This window comes from Mesorhizobium sp. M8A.F.Ca.ET.021.01.1.1, from assembly GCF_003998025.1.
In the GTDB taxonomy this organism is placed as follows: domain Bacteria; phylum Pseudomonadota; class Alphaproteobacteria; order Rhizobiales; family Rhizobiaceae; genus Mesorhizobium.
In genome coordinates this window covers 1-15,187 of record NZ_RZSJ01000084.1, presented here as the reverse complement: position 1 = coordinate 15,187, position 15,187 = coordinate 1, and the positions used below count along the sequence as shown (strand labels likewise).

The window sequence follows — 15,187 nt, the reverse complement described above, 5'->3', positions numbered from 1 at the left end:
CTCCCTGATGACCGCTGCTGGCAGCGGCACATCTCCGCGCAGGACGTTCCAGCCCAGCGAACCGACATCATGAAGACGGACCGCAACGCCTGGCGGAATGGCCTTGGTGGTTTCGTCCAGCACCAGATCGTCGAGCGGGTGAAGATGCATGTGAATTTCCGATTCTGTGCCACCCGCCGGATGCCGCGTGAACGCGGTCTGGCGCAGCTCTTACATGGTCCAGGTGCTTGCGGAAATCATATAATAGTTTGATGATGAGAAAAGATTTTTCTTAAACGAAAGATGGGTTGAGGACAAAAGAATGCGCATTTTCATAGCGGGGATGGACACGGAGACCAACACGTTCGCGCCCATCCCGACCGGCTACCACAGTTTCGAGGAAATGGGCATTGCGCGGGGCGACGCCACCTCGAAGGCATTGAACGAGCCGTCCTGCCAGCTGTTCGTGTGGCGTCAGCGCGGCGAAGCCGACGGGCACGAGATCGTGGAAAGCCTGTGCGTCTGCGCCGAGCCCGGAGGCATAACCATCCGCAATGTCTACGAGCAGTTCCGCGACGAGATCCTCGACGAGCTCAAGGCCGCCATGCCGGTCGACTGCGTGCTTCTGGCGCTGCATGGCGCTTTCGTCGCGGAAGGCTATGACGATACCGAGGGTGATCTTCTCGCGCATGTCAGGGCTGTCGTCGGCCCCGACATCCCGGTCGGGGCAGAGCTCGATCTGCACTGCCACACAACCCAGAAGATGGTCGACAACGCCACCGCCATCGTCGCTTACAAGGAATATCCGCACACCGACATCATGGACCGTGCCGGCGAGCTCTACCGCATTGTCGTCGACGCGGTGGAGGGCAAGGTCAGGCCGGTGATGGCGCTCTACGACTGCCGCATGATCAGCACCTTCCGGGTGCAGGAGCAGCCGATGCGCGGCTTCGTCGATGGCATGATCGCCGCCGAGGCCGAGCCTGGCATACTATCAGTGTCGCTCGGACATGGTTTTCCGCATGGCGACGTCGAGGATGTCGGAGCCCGCATGCTGGTCGTCACCAACGATGACAAGTCGCTTGCCGAGCGCACAGCCGAAAGGTTCGGCAAGCAGCTTTTCGCATTGCGCAACGACCTGATCCCGAAATTCCTCGGCATCGACGAGGCGCTCGATATCGCGCTCGCCGAGCCGCAAGGGCCGGTCGTCATCGCGGATGTTTCGGACAATGCCGGCGGCGGCGCGCCGGGGGACTCCACCTACATCCTGCGCCGGCTGATAGAGCGCGGCATCGGGAACGTGGCCAGCGCAATGTACTGGGACCCGATCGCCTATCGCTTCTGCGTCGAGGCCGGGGTCGGCGGTACCATAAACCTGCGGGTCGGCGGCAAGTGCGGCGTGTTCTCGGGCATGCCTGTCGATCTGCGCGTTACGGTAAAAGGCCTCGGTCGCGAGCTGACGCAGCTGTTCGGCACCATGCCGTGGCCGCTCGGGGATGCGGCATGGGTTACCACCGACGGCGGCATCGACCTGATCATCAACACGGTACGCACGCAGGTCTTCCATCCCGACTGCATGACCGCGCTCGGTCTCGATCCAAGCGAGCGGCGCATCGTCATCGTCAAATCCAATTACCATTTCCAGGCTGGTTTCGCACCGATCGCCAAGCGCATCCTGTTCTGCGCGCCGCCCGGTGCGACCCAGCCCAACTTCGCCGCGATCCCCTACACAAAGCTCAAGACGCCCTATTGGCCGAAAGTGGAAGATCCATTCGCGGCCGACGCGGCTTAGAGCGGTTCAGCGTTTGAAAGAATCGCCCGACCCGCTCTAGCTTCTTGTTTTTACGCAATTCCCAAGGGGAAGCGCTACGCGCTTCTCCCGGGAAAACCGCTACGCACTTTTCCTGGAATTGCTCTAAGCAATCGCATCATTCGGGGAGGAAAATACCGGTCGCGGCGCCGTGCGCGGCACCGCCGTATCGGTTGCGCGCGTGACCAGATGACAGCGGACTGCTCGCAACCCGTCGGCGGGTGCCAAAACCTGCGGCAGTTCGCAGCCGGTCGTCGCGGAAGGGCAGCGCTCGCGGAAGAAGCAGCCGGTCGGCAGTGTTCGGTTGCTCGGCAATTCGCCGGCGCGTGGTGCGATCGAGGTCAGTGGACGGTCGAAACTCGGAACGGCATCGAGGAGCGTCTTGGTATAGGGATGTCTGGGAGCGTCAAGCACGTCAAGCGTCGGGCCTTCCTCGACGATCTGGCCGAGATACATGACGGCGACACGATCGGCCACGTGGCGCACCAGCGACACGTCATGCGAGATGAGCACGTAGGATAGCTTGCGCTCCGCCTGCAGCGACAGCAGCAGATTGACGATCTGCGCCTGTACCGACACGTCCAACGCCGAGGTCGGCTCATCGAGGACCAGCAGCGCCGGTTCAACGGCGAGTGCCCTGGCAATCGCGATGCGCTGGCGCTGGCCGCCCGAGAACTCGTGCGGATAGCGATCGACATGCTCCGGCCGCAAGCCGACCGAGACGGCCAGTTCGGTTGCGCGCCCGATCAGTTGTTTGCGGGTGTAGCCGCCGCGAATGTGCAGAGGTTCGGTGATCAGGCGCCAGACCGGAAGACGCGGATCGAGCGACGATTGGGGATCCTGAAAAATGATCTGCAATTGGCTGCGCCGTGCGCGGTCCCGTTCGGTTCCCCTGAGTTTGATGGCACCGGCGGAAATGTCGGTCAGGCCGAGGATCGCCTGCCCAAGCGTGGTTTTTCCGCAGCCGGATTCCCCGACAATGCCGACCGTCTCGCCTTCGGCCACGCTGAACGAGACGCCATTGACGGCATGGACGTCGGCGCCGCCGAACCAGCCCGAGGTGACACGGTAGCGGACTTCCAGGTCTTCGACGGAGAGGAGCGGAGGCTGGGTCACGCGGCTTGCGTCTCCTCGATACGGCGCCAGCAGGCGGCGCGGCGGGCCGGCTCCATGGCAGCCAGCGGCGGTACCGAGACGCAACGATCATTCGCCTCGCGGCAGCGCGCTCGAAAGAGGCAGCCGGCAGGCGGGTCAAGCAGGTCGGGCAAGGTACCGGGGATCTGCTCCAGCGGCTGCTTGGGTGGCGCCAGCCCCGGCAGACAGCGTATCAAGGCGCGGGTGTAGGGATGGGCTGGCGCTGCCAGCACCGACTCGGTCGTTCCGGCTTCCGCGACCCGTCCCGCGTAAAGCACGTAGAGCCGGTCGCAAAGCTGCGACACCACGGCCATGTCATGCGATATGAAAACAACGGCCGTTCCCGTGCTCATCGCCTTGTGTTTGATGAGGCCCAGGATCAGCGCCTGCACCGTCACGTCGAGTGCCGTCGTCGGCTCGTCGGCGATAATGAGCTTGGGTTCGCAGGAGAAGGCCATGGCGATCAGCACGCGCTGTCGCATGCCTCCGGAAAGCTCGAACGGATAGGCCTGCATGATCCGCTCCGGCTCGCTGATCAGCATGTCACGCAGCAGCCCTGAGGCTTTGCTCGTCGCGGCCGCTTTGTCGAGACGCTGGTGACGGCGGATGACTTCGACGATCTGCTCGCCGATCCGTCGGGTCGGGTTGAGGGCGTTCATCGGTTCCTGGAAGATGGTCGACACCAGCCGCCCGCGCACGTGCTGGAGTTCACGCTCGCTGAGCGTCATCGGATCGTTGCCGAACAGACGGATGCCGCCGCCGGTAATGTGCGCGCTGCCCTTGGGCAAAAGCCGCGTCGCCGCCATCATGGTCACCGATTTGCCGCACCCGGATTCTCCCACGATGCCGACGATCTCGCCGGCACGGACATTGAGGCTGACCCCGTTCAGCGCCTTGATCGGCCCGCGATAGGTGCGGAACTCGAGCGAAAGGTCGGAGATTTCGAGCAGGACATCGCCGGACGGTTCGGTCATCGGCCACCCAGCCTGGGATCGAGCATGTCGCGCAATCCGTCACCCAGCAGGTTGAAACCCATGGCGCTGATCAGAATGGCCAGGCCGGGAAAGGTGACATACCACCACTGGTCGAGGAAATAGTTGCGCCCGCTCGACACCATGGAGCCCCATTCAGACGTCGGCGGCTGGGCGCCGAGGCCGATGAAGCTCAAAGCCGCCGCCGTCAGGATGGTGCCACCAAGATCCAGGGTCGCCTGAACGATGATGGGCGACAGGGCGTTAGGCAGTATGTGCCAGCGCAGCATATAGGCGGGCGAAGCCCCGAAGCTGCGCGATGCCTTCACATAGGTGCGGTTGCGCAGCGACAGCGTCTGCCCACGCGCCAGCCGCACATAGGCGGGCACCCGCACCACGGCGACGGCCAGCATGGCGTTGAACAGGCTCGGTCCCAACGCCGCGGCCAGCGCCATGGCGAGGATGAGTGCCGGCAGCGCCAGGAAGACATCCATCAGCCGCATGATCGCGGTGTCGACGATGCCGCCGACAACGCCGGACAGGCAGCCGATGATCGAGCCGATAAAGGTCGAGATGATGACGATGGCAAAGGCGATGCCGCAGGACGCGCGCGCGCCGAAGAGCACCCGCGAAAACAGGTCGCGCCCGACCTCATCGGTGCCGAAGAGGTGCTGCGGGCTGGGCGCGGCAAGCCGTGCTGCAAGTGAGATCTTGTCGGGCGGGTAGGGCGCCAGCAGGGGCGCGGCCATGATCACAAACAGCACCGCCAGCGCGATCGCGGCGCCGACCAGAGTGAGAGGACTTTCCTTCACGCGATACCACAACCGTCCCGCGCGAAGCCGCGCAGCCGGCCGGGGCGATGTGACGATGCCATCCGCCGCCATCAGCCGAGTTCCCTGATCTGTGGGTCGAGCACCATATAGGTCAGATCGACCGCGAGATTGATCAGCACGTACCCCAGCGAGGCGACGATGGTGAAGCCCATGATCGCGGGAAAATCGAGCGTCTGGATCGATGACACCACATAACTCCCCATGCCTGGCCAGGCGAAGATCGTTTCGGTCAGCACCGCGCCGTAGAGCAGATCACCGAAGGCGAGGCCAAGCAGCGTCACCGACGGGATCAGGGCATTGGGCAAGGCGTGCCGCAGGATGACCGCCGATCGCGACAAACCATTCGCACGCGCGGTGCGCACATAATCCTCCTGCAGGACATCCAGCATCGAGGCCCGAATCTGGCGCGTGATGATGCCGAGATTGGCGAAGGCGAGGACAAAGGCCGGCAGGATGAGGTGATAGAGCGACGACCAGAAGGCTTTCAGGTCGCCGGCGACCAGCGAGTCGACCAGGAAGAAGCCGGTGATGCGCGGCGGCGCGGCGATGCCAAGCGTGATGCGGCCGCTGCCCGGCAGGATCGGTATCTTGACGTAGAACAGGAGGATGAGCGCCAGCCCGAACCAGAATACCGGCATTGAAATGCCGGCAACCGACACGACACGCGCCGCCTGGTCGACCGGTCCGTCCTTGTAGATTGCCGAAAGCACACCGAGCGGCACGCCAATCATGATCGCCGTCACCAGCGCGGCGATGCCGAGCTCGAGCGTGGCGGGCAGGAACAGGGCAATATCGCCGGCCACCGGGCGCCGTGTCCGCAAGGACTGGCCGAGATCGCCCGACAGGAGTTGCTTGACGTATATTACGAACTGCTGGGTGACGGGCTTGTCCAGACCAAGCTCCTGGCGCACATGCGCCAACGTCTCGGCTGAAGCCTTGTCACCGGCGATCAGCTGCGCCGGATCGCCGGGGATCAAATGCGAAATCGTGAAGGTTATGACCGCGACGCCAGCCACCACGAAGACCAGCAAGACGAGGCGCCGAAGGATTGTTGAAATAAGCGACATGCCTTCGGCGCCGATTTCTATTCGGACTTAGACATATCGGCGATGTTGTAGACCTGGATCAGCATCGGATTGTAGACGTACCCCTTCACCGAGGATCGCATGGCGAAGATGTCGTTCTTCTGGAACAGAAGGACGTAAGGTGCATCCTCGTTGGTGATTTTCTGCGCGTCGATATAGAGCTGCTCACGCTTCTTCTGGTCGACGGTCGCGAGCGCCTGGGTGATCAAATCGGTCACTTTCGGGTTTTCATAGAAGGCCCGGTTGCCGGGGGCTCCCATCTTGGTGGGGTCGAACCAGATGTTCATGAACATGAACGGATCGGCGAAATCGGGCGTCCACGCGCCCGTCGCGATGTCGTAGTCGCCCTTGGCGACCAGTTCGCGCTTGGTCGTGTCGGCGACATTCTTCATATCCATCGTGACGCCGATTTCGGCGAGCGAGGCCTGCAGCGCAAGCCCCACCGGCTCCCAGGCGGAGTCGGCCTGCGAATAGGTGAAGCTGATGTGCAGATTGGAAACACCGGCGTCGGCAAGCAGTTGCTTGGCCTTCTCCAGATCGTAGCTGTACTGCATGCCCTGCGGGTCATGGCCCCACATGCCGTCCGGGACAGCCCCGCGCATCTGTTCGGCCTGGCCCTGCATGACGCCATCGACCAGCCCCTTGTAGTCGGCCGCATAGGATATGGCCTGACGGACCTTCGGATTGTCGAAGGGCGCTTTCTTGTTGTTCAAATAGAGATAGACGACATAGAGGCTGGGATTGCTCTCGATGACCACCCCGGCGCTTGATTTCATGGCCTCGGCCTGGTCGACCGGAACCTGGTCGATCAGGTCGGCGTCTCCGTTCTCCAGCTGCAGGCGACGCGATGACATCTCGCGTACGATCTTGAAGATGACCTGCTTGAAAGCCGGCGCCTTGCCGGCATAGTGGGGATTGGGATCGAGCGTGATCTGCTGGTTGCGCTCCCAGCCCGAAATTTTGAAAGCGCCGCTGCCGGCGCTGTGCTCGGCGAGCCAGGCCTTCGCGTCGTCGCCGTTGACCGCGTGCTCTTGCGCCTTGGGATTGACGATCGATCCGGCCGAAGTGGCGAGCGCCGACAGGAACGGCGCAAACGGCGCCGACAATTCGAACTTCACGGTCTGCGGGTCGACAATGACGACATCCTTGATGGTCGGGAACATGTCGCCCGGGCCAGCCGCCAGCTTTTTTACGCGGTCGAATGAATATTTGACCGCGGCGGCATCGACCGGCGAACCATCGTCGAACATGTGTCCCGACGCCAGCTTGAAAGTCCAGCTGAGGTTGTCGGGCGCAGTGGTCCAGCTCTCGGCAAGCTCCGGAATCACCTCGGTCTTGGCGCCGTCATATTTCACCAGACGCTCGTAGGCCGGAAAGATCAGCGTATAGCCGTTGTTGCTGACCTCGACGCCGGGGTCGGCCGTGGGCGGATCCTCGGCCTTGGCGATGACCAGGACATCCTTGTCGGTGGCCCAGCTCGGCGCCGCAAAGGTCAAGGCTGTCAAAGCGGCAAATGCCGCAAAAGTCGGCAGGCGACGTAACAACATGATGCGCTCCCCTCGAGCTTGTGTTTTGCATCTCTCACGGGATGACCGAGGGATGCCTTTCGCCCACGCTAACACCCGCATTTCGGATGGCAAGCCGATTTTTCTGATAGGAAAGATATTTTTCTAATTAGCCAAGTGTCATTTCCGTGTCGGCAGTCTCGCGCTCGTCATGAGGACGCACGCTTTTGGCGCCGTTGATGATGGTCTGCTCCGACTGGCCGGATGCCGACGTGCACACGCACAGGATCCGGGCCGGCGTGTCGCCGACGCTGACATAGGCGTGTCCCATCGTGCTTTCGAAGTAGACCGACTCTCCTGTTTTCAGCCTCAGCGTCTCGTAGACGTCGGTGTGCAGCTCGACTTCGCCTTCGAGGACATAAGTGAATTCCTGGCCGGGATGACGGATGAGCTCGCCGAACGTTTCGATGCTTTGCTGGGTGATTGACCCCAGCATGGGGATCATTTCCTTGCGCGACAGTTCCGTGCATAGAAAGCGGTAGACATAGTTGGGGGTCTCGACGATCCGCCCGTCCTCAAGCCGGCTGACGGCACGCGCGCCGTGCGCGATGGGGGAGGCGCTGGCCTTTCTCACGCCGAAGAGCTCGGTTATGTCGACCTTGAGCCCTTGGGCAAGCTGCAGCAGCTTGTCATAGGTCAGCGACATCTGGTTGTTCTCGACCTTCGACAGGGTGGAGACGGCGAGCCCCGACATCTGGGCGACCTGCGTCAGCGTCCAGCCCCGCTCCCGGCGCAGCAGTTTGAGGCATTCTCCCAGGCTTGGCTTCGAATCGCTCATGGCGGACCCTTTTCGACATTGGCGGCAGTCTAGGGTTGGGACTGGACAAAGTCGACTCGCAAGCGGCGCCGCCTTTATCATAGGAAAGAGGTTTGACCGATCGGAAATATTCTGCTTGGTTGCCGGCGCTTGCAAGAGGGAAGCCATGCAGGACGTTCTTATCATCGGCGGCGGCATGGCTGGCGCCTCGGCGGCTTTCTTTCTTGCGGCTGGTCGACAGGTGACCGTGCTTGAAGCCGAAGCCCATTGCGGCATGCACACAACGGGACGGTCCGCCGCTCTCTTCATCGAGGGTTACGGCAACGTCGCTATCCGCGCGTTTACGCGCGCCAGTCGGCGGTTCTTCCTCGAGCCGCCGTCCGGCTTCTGCGACGTACCCTTGCTGACACCTCGTGGCACGATGTCGATCGGCACGGCCGCGCAGAGGCCAAGGCTGGAGGCGCTGTTTGCCGAGAGGGTCGCGGAATCGGCAACAGCCATCGAATGGCTCGACCCCGACGCTTCCCGATCGGTCATTCCAATCCTGCGACCTGAATACGAGGCGAGCGCGTTTCTGGACCGTTCGGCGATGGACATCGATGTCGATACTCTTCACCAGGGCTTTCTGCGAGGCTCACGCCGTCAGGGCGCGCGGGTCGTCACCAATGCTCGGGTCGAGGCGATCGAGCGGATTGGTGGCACATGGATCGTGACGACCACGGCCGGCGTCTTCGAGGCGCCCGTCCTGGTCGACGCGGCGGGTGCATGGGCGGACCAGGTGGCCGCCATGGCAGGAGCCACGCCGCTTGGCCTGGTCCCGAAACGACGGACCGCAATGCTTGTCGAAACGCCACCCGGCATCAACGCCAAGGACTGGCCGGGCGTGATCGATGCCGACGAGATGTTCTATTTCAAACCATCCTCGGGAATGCTGTTGCTCTCACCAGCCGACGAGACGCCGAGCGAACCGTGTGATGCACAGCCCGAGGAGATCGATATCGCCATCGCAGTCGATCGCGTTCAACAGGCCGCCGCGCTGCCGGTAACGCATGTGTCGCGCAGTTGGGCGGGGCTGCGGTCGTTCTTTGCGGACAAGACGCCGGCGGTCGGTTGGGACCCCCATGTCGAGGGCTTCTTCTGGCTGGCAGGACAAGGCGGCTACGGCATCCAGACCGGACCCGCGCTCGGTCAACTGACCGCGGCCCTGGTGACCGGAAGCGACCTGCCCAAGCCATTTCTTGGCGAAGGCGCCGATCCCAGCCTGTTGTCGCCGGCCCGCTTTCATGGGCCACGACCGAGGTGAATGACTGTTGAGGCGCCCATGTTGCCGGACATGCGCGTGGCCTCGTCAGGACCGCCGGGCCCGGGCGATGCGCTGCGTGCTCCGGGTCGAGAACGCCCTTTCAGCTTTCCTTGCTTGAGGTCGCTCCCACCGGGAGTAATAGTCGCCATGGAATTCGTGAGGAGGACGAGATGACGGTGAATTTCGACCCGAGGGCGAAGGCCGCGACGCTCTACCACGGCGAATTCCGGCCGATGTTCATCGGCGGCCAGTGGGTTGCGGCGCAGTCCGGCGAGGTGATGCGGGCGCTCAACCCGGCGACCGGCGAAGTGCTGGCGACCGTGCCGCTCGGCGCAGCCGCCGATGTCGACGCGGCGGTGGCGGCAGCGCGCGCGGCCTTCGAAGGGCCATGGTCGACATTCTCGCCCTATGAGCGGCAATGCGTGTTGCTCAGGATCGCCGATCTGTTCGAGACTCATTGGGAAGAGCTCAGCGTCTCCGACACGCTCGACATGGGACTGCCGATCACGCGCACGCTGGCCAACCGGCGCCGCGTCATCGGCATGCTGCGCTTCTATGCCGGCATGGCGACCGCTCTGCACGGCGAATCCATAGACAATTCCATTCCGGGCGAGATCGTCACCTTCACCCGGCGCGAGCCCGTGGGCGTCGTCGGTGCGATCATTCCCTGGAATGCGCCGACCGCCGCCTCGATCTGGAAGATCGCGCCGGCACTCGCAACGGGCTGCACCATCGTGCTGAAACCCTCGGAGGAAGCATCGCTGACGCCGCTGCTGATCGCGCGGCTGATGCAGGAAGCGGGCGTGCCCGACGGCGTCGTCAACATCGTCACCGGAACCGGCGCCGAAGCGGGCGCGCGGCTTGCCGAGCATCCCGACGTCAACAAGATCGTCTTCACCGGCTCGACGCTTACCGGCCAGGCGATCGCGCGGGCGGGCGTCACCAATCTCAAGCGCGTCTCGCTCGAGCTTGGCGGCAAGTCACCGATCATCGTCTGCCGCGACGCCGATATCGACAAGGCTGTTCCCATCGCGGCCATGGCGGTGTTCGTGCATTCGGGCCAGATCTGCATTGCCGGCTCGCGCCTGTTCGTGGCGCGCGAGATCCATGACGAGTTCGTGCGGCGGCTCGCCGAGTTCGCCGGCAGCCTGCGCGTCGGCCACGGCATCGAGGCGGAAACCGAAATCGGGCCGCTGATCAACGCCCGGCAGGCCGGCAAGGTGGAGGGTTACATCAAGGCCGGCAGCGACGAAGGCGCCGAACTGGTCGCCGGCGGCTCGCGGCTGACGGGCGCGCTCTATGACGGCGGCAACTTCATCGCGCCGACCGTCTTCGGCGCGGTGTCGGACACCATGACCATCGCGCGCGAAGAGATCTTCGGGCCCGTCATTTCGGCGATGCCGTTCGACACGCTGGACGAGGCCGTCGCGCGCGCCAATGCGACGCCCTACGGGCTGGCCGCCGGCATCTTCACCACCAATCTCGGCACCGCGCACAAGCTGGCGCGCCGGGTGAAGTCCGGCTCGGTGTGGGTCAACATGTACCATGCCATCGACCCCGCCGTGCCGTTCGGCGGCATGAAGATGTCCGGCTATGGCCGCGAGGGCGGCATCGAGCATCTGCATGAGTATCTGGAGACCAAGTCGGTCTGGATCCAGACCGACTAGCTGTGCTGGTATTCAGGTGCTGGCAAGGCCCGCGTTCAGGAACTTTTCGTCATCTGAGGATTTGGATATAGGATGGACACCGAACAGAAGGGTGTTTTGCGATGACGACCAAACGGCTGGCGATTTGTGTTCTTGCCCTCGCAATGGGCTGCTGCATGTCTTCCACGGCATTCGCCGGGGCCAAGCACCGCCACAATCAACAGGGCGAACAGGAACGCTATGTTCCGGCCGAGGACGATCTCATCGATTTCCTGTTCGGCGGCCCGCGCTATTATGACCAGCAGTTGGTCACGACGGCCGCGGGGGCCTGCTCCTACCAGCGGACAGGGCCGGACGGGTTTGCGATAAACAAGATCAACGATCACCACTGCGGGAAGTAGACGGCCTGGCGCCTACGACGCTCGCATCAACTTGCCGTAGCGCTTGATCAGCCGGTCGCGCTTGAGGCGCGTCAGCCTGTGCGTCCAGAACAGCCCGTCGAGCTGGTCGATCTCATGCTGATGGCAAACCGCCAGCAGACCCTCGGCATCCTCGAACCGCTCATTGCCATCCAGATCCTGATAGCGGACGCGTATGCGGGCGTGCCGCTCGATGTCCTCGGTGACGCCGGGCATGGAAACGCTGCCTTCCTCATGACGGACCATCTCGGTCGAGGCCTGGATAACGGATGGATTTACATAGATTCCCGGCTTTGCCGCGGAAGGAAGCTGGATCACGACCAGGCGTTTCAAGATGCCGACATGCGGGCCGGTAATGCCTATCCCTGGCGCCGCGTGCATGGTGTCGATGAGATCGCCGGCCAAACCGTGCAGGTCGCCGTCGAACAGCTCTACGGGCTCGGCCACGGCACGGAGGAGGGGATTGGGGAATTTTATGATCGACCGAACCGCCATGGACCTCGTCCTATCCGCCAATCATCTTCGTCTGGTGGGGCCGTGCGACCGGCGAATACCGGCATAGCACGGACGCCATCACGGCTCCGCCAGGTCCGCACGGATTTCGGCATCGTGTTCGCCGCGCGCCGGGCATTTGGGCGGCGTCCAACGCGCGCTGGAAAAGCGCGGTGCCGCAGCCGCTTGAAGCGCGCCGTCCACCGCCTGCCATGTACCGCGCGCGGCCATATGCGGATGCAGGGCGGATTCATGCGGGCCCAGCACCGGCCCGACGCAGGCGTCGGACCCTTCGAACAGGCTGATCCATTCGTCACGGGGTTTCGCGGCAAAGATCGCCGCCAGCCGGTCGCCGAGCTCCGGCCAGAGCTCGCGATCGAACTGCCGGGCGAAGTTTGGATCGGCGGCGAGGCCAAGCCTGTCGAGGAAGAGCGCGTAGAATTTCGGCTCGATGCACTGGACGCTGATGAAGCTACCCTCCGACGTGCGGTAGACGCGGCACCAATGCGGCCCATCCAGAAGGCTTTGACCGCGCTCCGTTGCGAGGGCGCCGGACTGGCCGAGCGACATCAACAGGTTCATCATATGGGCCGAGCCGTCGACGATCGCGGCGTCGACCACGGTGCCTTTACCTCTGGTGCGCGCGTTGATGATGCCAGCCAGCATGCCGACCACCAGATAGAGCGCGCCGCCGCCTATGTCGCCGACCAGCGTCGGCGGCGCCATGGGCGGCTCGCCGGGCAAGGAGGCGTACCAGAGCGCGCCCGACAGGCCGATATAGTTCATGTCGTGCCCGGCGGTGGCGGCCAGCGGTCCGTCCTGGCCCCAGCCGGTCATGCGGCCGTAAACCAGGCGCGGGTTGACCGTGAGGCAGGCATCCGGGCCGAGCCCAAGACGCTCCATCACGCCGGGCCGGAACCCCTCGATCAGCCCGTCGGCGGTGGCGATGAGGCGCATCAGCACGGCCACGTCCCCGGCGTCCTTGAGGTCGAGCGCGATAGAGCGCTTGCCGCGATCGAGCAGCGAGCGCTCCGGCGCACCCGGCATGGACGCGTACTTGCGGTGGGCGACGATGACATCGGCGCCGAGATCGGCGAGCAGCATGCCGGCGAAGGGCGCCGGTCCCAGCGCTTCGATCTCGACGATGCGGATTCCCCTGAGCATCCCATCCTCCACAGCGGTCGACCCTTTGGCGCCTTGGTTATCGCGAACGTTTGGTATCGAGAGGGCGACGGTGTGTAACCCCGCTCTTTCGCCATTGAAGCATGTGCCGCCGGCATATACTTCAGGGCCATGAAAAAAATCGGTTTCCTGTCATTCGGGCATTGGACGCCCTCGTCGCAATCGCAGGTGCGCTCGGCGTCGGACGCGCTGCTGCAATCCATCGATCTCGCCGTCGCCGCCGAGCAGCTTGGCGCCAACGGGGCCTATTTCCGCGTGCATCACTTCGCCCGCCAGCTCGCCTCGCCATTCCCGCTGCTGGCTGCCGTCGGCGCCAAGACCAGCCGTATCGAGATCGGCACGGCGGTCATCGACATGCGCTACGAGAACCCGCTCTACATGGCCGAGGATGCCGGCGCCGCCGACATCATCGCCGGCGGACGTCTGCAGCTCGGCATCAGCCGTGGCTCGCCCGAACAGGTCATCGATGGCTGGCGCTATTTCGGCTACCAGCCGCAGGAAGGCCAGACCGACGCCGACATGGCGCGGCATCACGCCGAGGTCTTCCTCGACACGCTGCGCGGCGAAGGCTTTGGCCAGCCCAATCCACGGCCGATGTTCCCCAATCCGCCCGGCCTGCTCAGGCTCGAGCCGCATTCGGAAGGCCTGCGCGAGCGCATCTGGTGGGGCGCGGCCACCAACGCCACCTCGGAATGGGCGGCCAAGCTCGGCATGAATTTGCAGAGCTCGACGCTGAAATTCGACGAGAGCGGCAAGCCGTTCCATGTCCAGCAGGCCGAGCAGATCCGCGTCTATCGCGAGGCCTGGAAGACGGCCGGGCACAAGCGCGAACCGCGCGTCTCGGTCAGCCGCAGCATCTTCGCGTTGGTCGATGATCGCGACCGCGCCTATTTCGGCCGCGGCAATGAGAGCCGCGACCAGATCGGCTTCATCGAGGAGAATACGCGGGCGATCTTCGGCCGCAGCTATGCCGCCGAGCCGGATGTGCTGATCAAGGAATTGGCGCAGGACGAGGCGATCGCCGAGGCCGACACGCTGCTGCTCACCGTGCCCAACCAACTCGGCGTCGACTACAACGCCCATGTCCTCGAGGCGATCCTGAAGCACGTCGCGCCTGGACTGGGGTGGCGCTGAGCGCCGCGCCGTGTAACCATCCGCCATGGCGGGCGGTTCACGGAGGTTCACGGTATGGCGAAGAAGGCGTTGATTGCCTGGGGCGGCTGGGAAGGCCACACACCTGAGCGCAGCGCCAATGTCGTGCGCGACATGCTGGAGCGCAACGGTTTCACGGTGACGATCGGCCACGGCACGGCGATGTTCGCCGACCCGGACCTTGCCTCATTCGATCTCATCGTGCCTGTCATCACCATGTCGACGATCGAAAAGGCCGAGCTGAAGAACCTGACGCAGGCCGTTCGCCAAGGGAGCGGGCTCGGCGGCTTCCACGGCACGATGGGCGACAGCTTTCGCAATGAGCCCGACTATCAGTTCATGACCGGCGGCCAATGGGTCGCGCATCCCGGCGACATCATCGACTATCGCGTCGTCATCACCCGGCCGGACGATCCGATCACGAAAGGCGTCAGTGATTTCGCCTATAGGTCGGAGCAATATTACATGCATGTCGACCCGGGCAACGAAGTGCTGGCGACAACCACATTCACCGACGCGCATTTCCCCGGCATCGACGGTGTCGTCATGCCGGTCGTCTGGAAGCGCCGGTATGGCGCGGGCAAGGTCTTTTACAGTTCCCTCGGCCACATCGCGGATGAGTTCGCGGTGCCGGAAATGGCGCTGATGGTCGAGCGCGGCTTGCTGTGGGCCGCGCGGGGGTAGCGGCAAAGGGGGGCGTGACAGAACTCGACGGTGGACGTTGCGCTTTTCACTACTTCGCTCCCCGATCCCACCCGTAACCGCATAGGCGCCTGCGGTGCGTCCATCCTCCAGCCGCACCACCGCCGTCACGATCGAGCCATACGCGCCGCGCCAGGGGCTATGGAGGCGCTGGTGC

The 15,187-nt window shown here is 63.9% G+C and carries 14 protein-coding genes; 6 read left to right on the top strand and 8 right to left on the bottom strand.

Going from position 1 to position 15,187, the window contains the following annotated elements:
• The first annotated feature begins 301 nt into the window (after nucleotides 1-301).
• Nucleotides 302-1,771 carry a M81 family metallopeptidase gene (locus tag EOA36_RS09820; RefSeq protein ID WP_127277265.1) on the top strand — a complete coding sequence of 490 codons (1,470 nt, stop codon included), beginning with the start codon at nucleotides 302-304 and terminating at the stop codon, nucleotides 1,769-1,771.
• Between the two features lie 123 nt (nucleotides 1,772-1,894).
• Here EOA36_RS09820 and EOA36_RS09815 read toward each other — a convergent pair whose 3' ends face one another.
• The 6 genes from EOA36_RS09815 to EOA36_RS09790 form a co-directional block, all read right to left on the bottom strand.
• Nucleotides 1,895-2,905: an ABC transporter ATP-binding protein gene (locus EOA36_RS09815; RefSeq protein WP_127277263.1), complete on the bottom strand. Its 1,011-nt coding sequence runs from the start codon at nucleotides 2,903-2,905 to the stop codon at nucleotides 1,895-1,897.
• Entirely contained in the window at nucleotides 2,902-3,897 is a 996-nt protein-coding gene (locus EOA36_RS09810) for an ABC transporter ATP-binding protein (RefSeq protein WP_127277261.1), read from the bottom strand. Before EOA36_RS09810 ends, EOA36_RS09815 begins: the two co-directional genes overlap by 4 nt.
• Complete coding sequence (gene ddpC / locus EOA36_RS09805; protein WP_127277259.1) at nucleotides 3,894-4,778, bottom strand: D,D-dipeptide ABC transporter permease; 885 nt, start codon at nucleotides 4,776-4,778, stop codon at nucleotides 3,894-3,896. Before ddpC ends, EOA36_RS09810 begins: the two co-directional genes overlap by 4 nt.
• Nucleotides 4,778-5,794, bottom strand: a complete 1,017-nt coding sequence (locus tag EOA36_RS09800) for an ABC transporter permease (RefSeq protein WP_127277257.1) — start codon at nucleotides 5,792-5,794, stop codon at nucleotides 4,778-4,780. The genes ddpC and EOA36_RS09800 overlap by 1 nt, the downstream gene beginning before the upstream one ends.
• A 17-nt stretch (nucleotides 5,795-5,811) precedes the next feature.
• Nucleotides 5,812-7,359 (bottom strand): ABC transporter substrate-binding protein, encoded by a 1,548-nt coding sequence (locus EOA36_RS09795; protein ID WP_127277255.1) that lies wholly within the window; start codon nucleotides 7,357-7,359, stop codon nucleotides 5,812-5,814.
• A gap of 127 nt (nucleotides 7,360-7,486) precedes the next feature.
• Nucleotides 7,487-8,155 carry an XRE family transcriptional regulator gene (locus tag EOA36_RS09790; RefSeq protein ID WP_127277253.1) on the bottom strand — a complete coding sequence of 223 codons (669 nt, stop codon included), beginning with the start codon at nucleotides 8,153-8,155 and terminating at the stop codon, nucleotides 7,487-7,489.
• Between the two features lie 145 nt (nucleotides 8,156-8,300).
• Here EOA36_RS09790 and EOA36_RS09785 point away from each other — a divergent pair, with 145 nt between their 5' ends.
• The 3 genes from EOA36_RS09785 (at nucleotide 8,301) to EOA36_RS09775 (ending at nucleotide 11,484) form a co-directional block, all read left to right on the top strand.
• Nucleotides 8,301-9,437 carry an FAD-binding oxidoreductase gene (locus EOA36_RS09785; protein ID WP_127277251.1) on the top strand — a complete coding sequence of 379 codons (1,137 nt, stop codon included), beginning with the start codon at nucleotides 8,301-8,303 and terminating at the stop codon, nucleotides 9,435-9,437.
• A gap of 170 nt (nucleotides 9,438-9,607) precedes the next feature.
• Nucleotides 9,608-11,104, top strand: coding sequence for an aldehyde dehydrogenase family protein (locus tag EOA36_RS09780; protein WP_127277249.1), 1,497 nt, complete (start codon nucleotides 9,608-9,610; stop codon nucleotides 11,102-11,104).
• Between the two features lie 101 nt (nucleotides 11,105-11,205).
• Nucleotides 11,206-11,484 (top strand): hypothetical protein, encoded by a 279-nt coding sequence (locus tag EOA36_RS09775; RefSeq protein WP_127277247.1) that lies wholly within the window; start codon nucleotides 11,206-11,208, stop codon nucleotides 11,482-11,484.
• Nucleotides 11,485-11,496: 12 nt separating this feature from the next.
• Here EOA36_RS09775 and EOA36_RS09770 read toward each other — a convergent pair whose 3' ends face one another.
• Nucleotides 11,497-11,997: a peptide deformylase gene (locus tag EOA36_RS09770; RefSeq protein WP_127277245.1), complete on the bottom strand. Its 501-nt coding sequence runs from the start codon at nucleotides 11,995-11,997 to the stop codon at nucleotides 11,497-11,499.
• 78 nt (nucleotides 11,998-12,075) lie between these two features.
• On the bottom strand, nucleotides 12,076-13,158 hold the full coding sequence (locus EOA36_RS09765) for a CaiB/BaiF CoA-transferase family protein (RefSeq protein WP_127277243.1): 1,083 nt from the start codon (nucleotides 13,156-13,158) through the stop codon (nucleotides 12,076-12,078).
• 129 nt (nucleotides 13,159-13,287) lie between these two features.
• Between EOA36_RS09765 and EOA36_RS09760 the strand changes: the two genes are divergently transcribed.
• A complete protein-coding gene (locus tag EOA36_RS09760) occupies nucleotides 13,288-14,310 on the top strand; it encodes an LLM class flavin-dependent oxidoreductase (RefSeq protein WP_127277241.1) in 1,023 nt (340 codons plus the stop codon).
• Between the two features lie 54 nt (nucleotides 14,311-14,364).
• A complete protein-coding gene (locus EOA36_RS09755) occupies nucleotides 14,365-15,012 on the top strand; it encodes a ThuA domain-containing protein (RefSeq protein WP_127277239.1) in 648 nt (215 codons plus the stop codon).
• Nucleotides 15,013-15,187 lie beyond the last annotated feature (175 nt).

What these genes read in the sequence shown, in the direction of transcription:
- EOA36_RS09820 (WP_127277265.1), top strand. Translation starts at nt 302, where the DNA reads ATGCGCATTTTCATAGCGGGGATGGACACGGAGACCAACACGTTCGCG.
- EOA36_RS09810 (WP_127277261.1), bottom strand. Translation starts at nt 3,897, where the DNA reads ATGACCGAACCGTCCGGCGATGTCCTGCTCGAAATCTCCGACCTTTCG.
- ddpC (WP_127277259.1), bottom strand. Translation starts at nt 4,778, where the DNA reads ATGGCGGCGGATGGCATCGTCACATCGCCCCGGCCGGCTGCGCGGCTT.
- EOA36_RS09800 (WP_127277257.1), bottom strand. Translation starts at nt 5,794, where the DNA reads ATGTCGCTTATTTCAACAATCCTTCGGCGCCTCGTCTTGCTGGTCTTC.
- EOA36_RS09795 (WP_127277255.1), bottom strand. Translation starts at nt 7,359, where the DNA reads ATGTTGTTACGTCGCCTGCCGACTTTTGCGGCATTTGCCGCTTTGACA.
- EOA36_RS09790 (WP_127277253.1), bottom strand. Translation starts at nt 8,155, where the DNA reads ATGAGCGATTCGAAGCCAAGCCTGGGAGAATGCCTCAAACTGCTGCGC.
- EOA36_RS09785 (WP_127277251.1), top strand. Translation starts at nt 8,301, where the DNA reads ATGCAGGACGTTCTTATCATCGGCGGCGGCATGGCTGGCGCCTCGGCG.
- EOA36_RS09780 (WP_127277249.1), top strand. Translation starts at nt 9,608, where the DNA reads ATGACGGTGAATTTCGACCCGAGGGCGAAGGCCGCGACGCTCTACCAC.
- EOA36_RS09775 (WP_127277247.1), top strand. Translation starts at nt 11,206, where the DNA reads ATGACGACCAAACGGCTGGCGATTTGTGTTCTTGCCCTCGCAATGGGC.
- EOA36_RS09770 (WP_127277245.1), bottom strand. Translation starts at nt 11,997, where the DNA reads ATGGCGGTTCGGTCGATCATAAAATTCCCCAATCCCCTCCTCCGTGCC.
- EOA36_RS09765 (WP_127277243.1), bottom strand. Translation starts at nt 13,158, where the DNA reads ATGCTCAGGGGAATCCGCATCGTCGAGATCGAAGCGCTGGGACCGGCG.
- EOA36_RS09760 (WP_127277241.1), top strand. Translation starts at nt 13,288, where the DNA reads ATGAAAAAAATCGGTTTCCTGTCATTCGGGCATTGGACGCCCTCGTCG.
- EOA36_RS09755 (WP_127277239.1), top strand. Translation starts at nt 14,365, where the DNA reads ATGGCGAAGAAGGCGTTGATTGCCTGGGGCGGCTGGGAAGGCCACACA.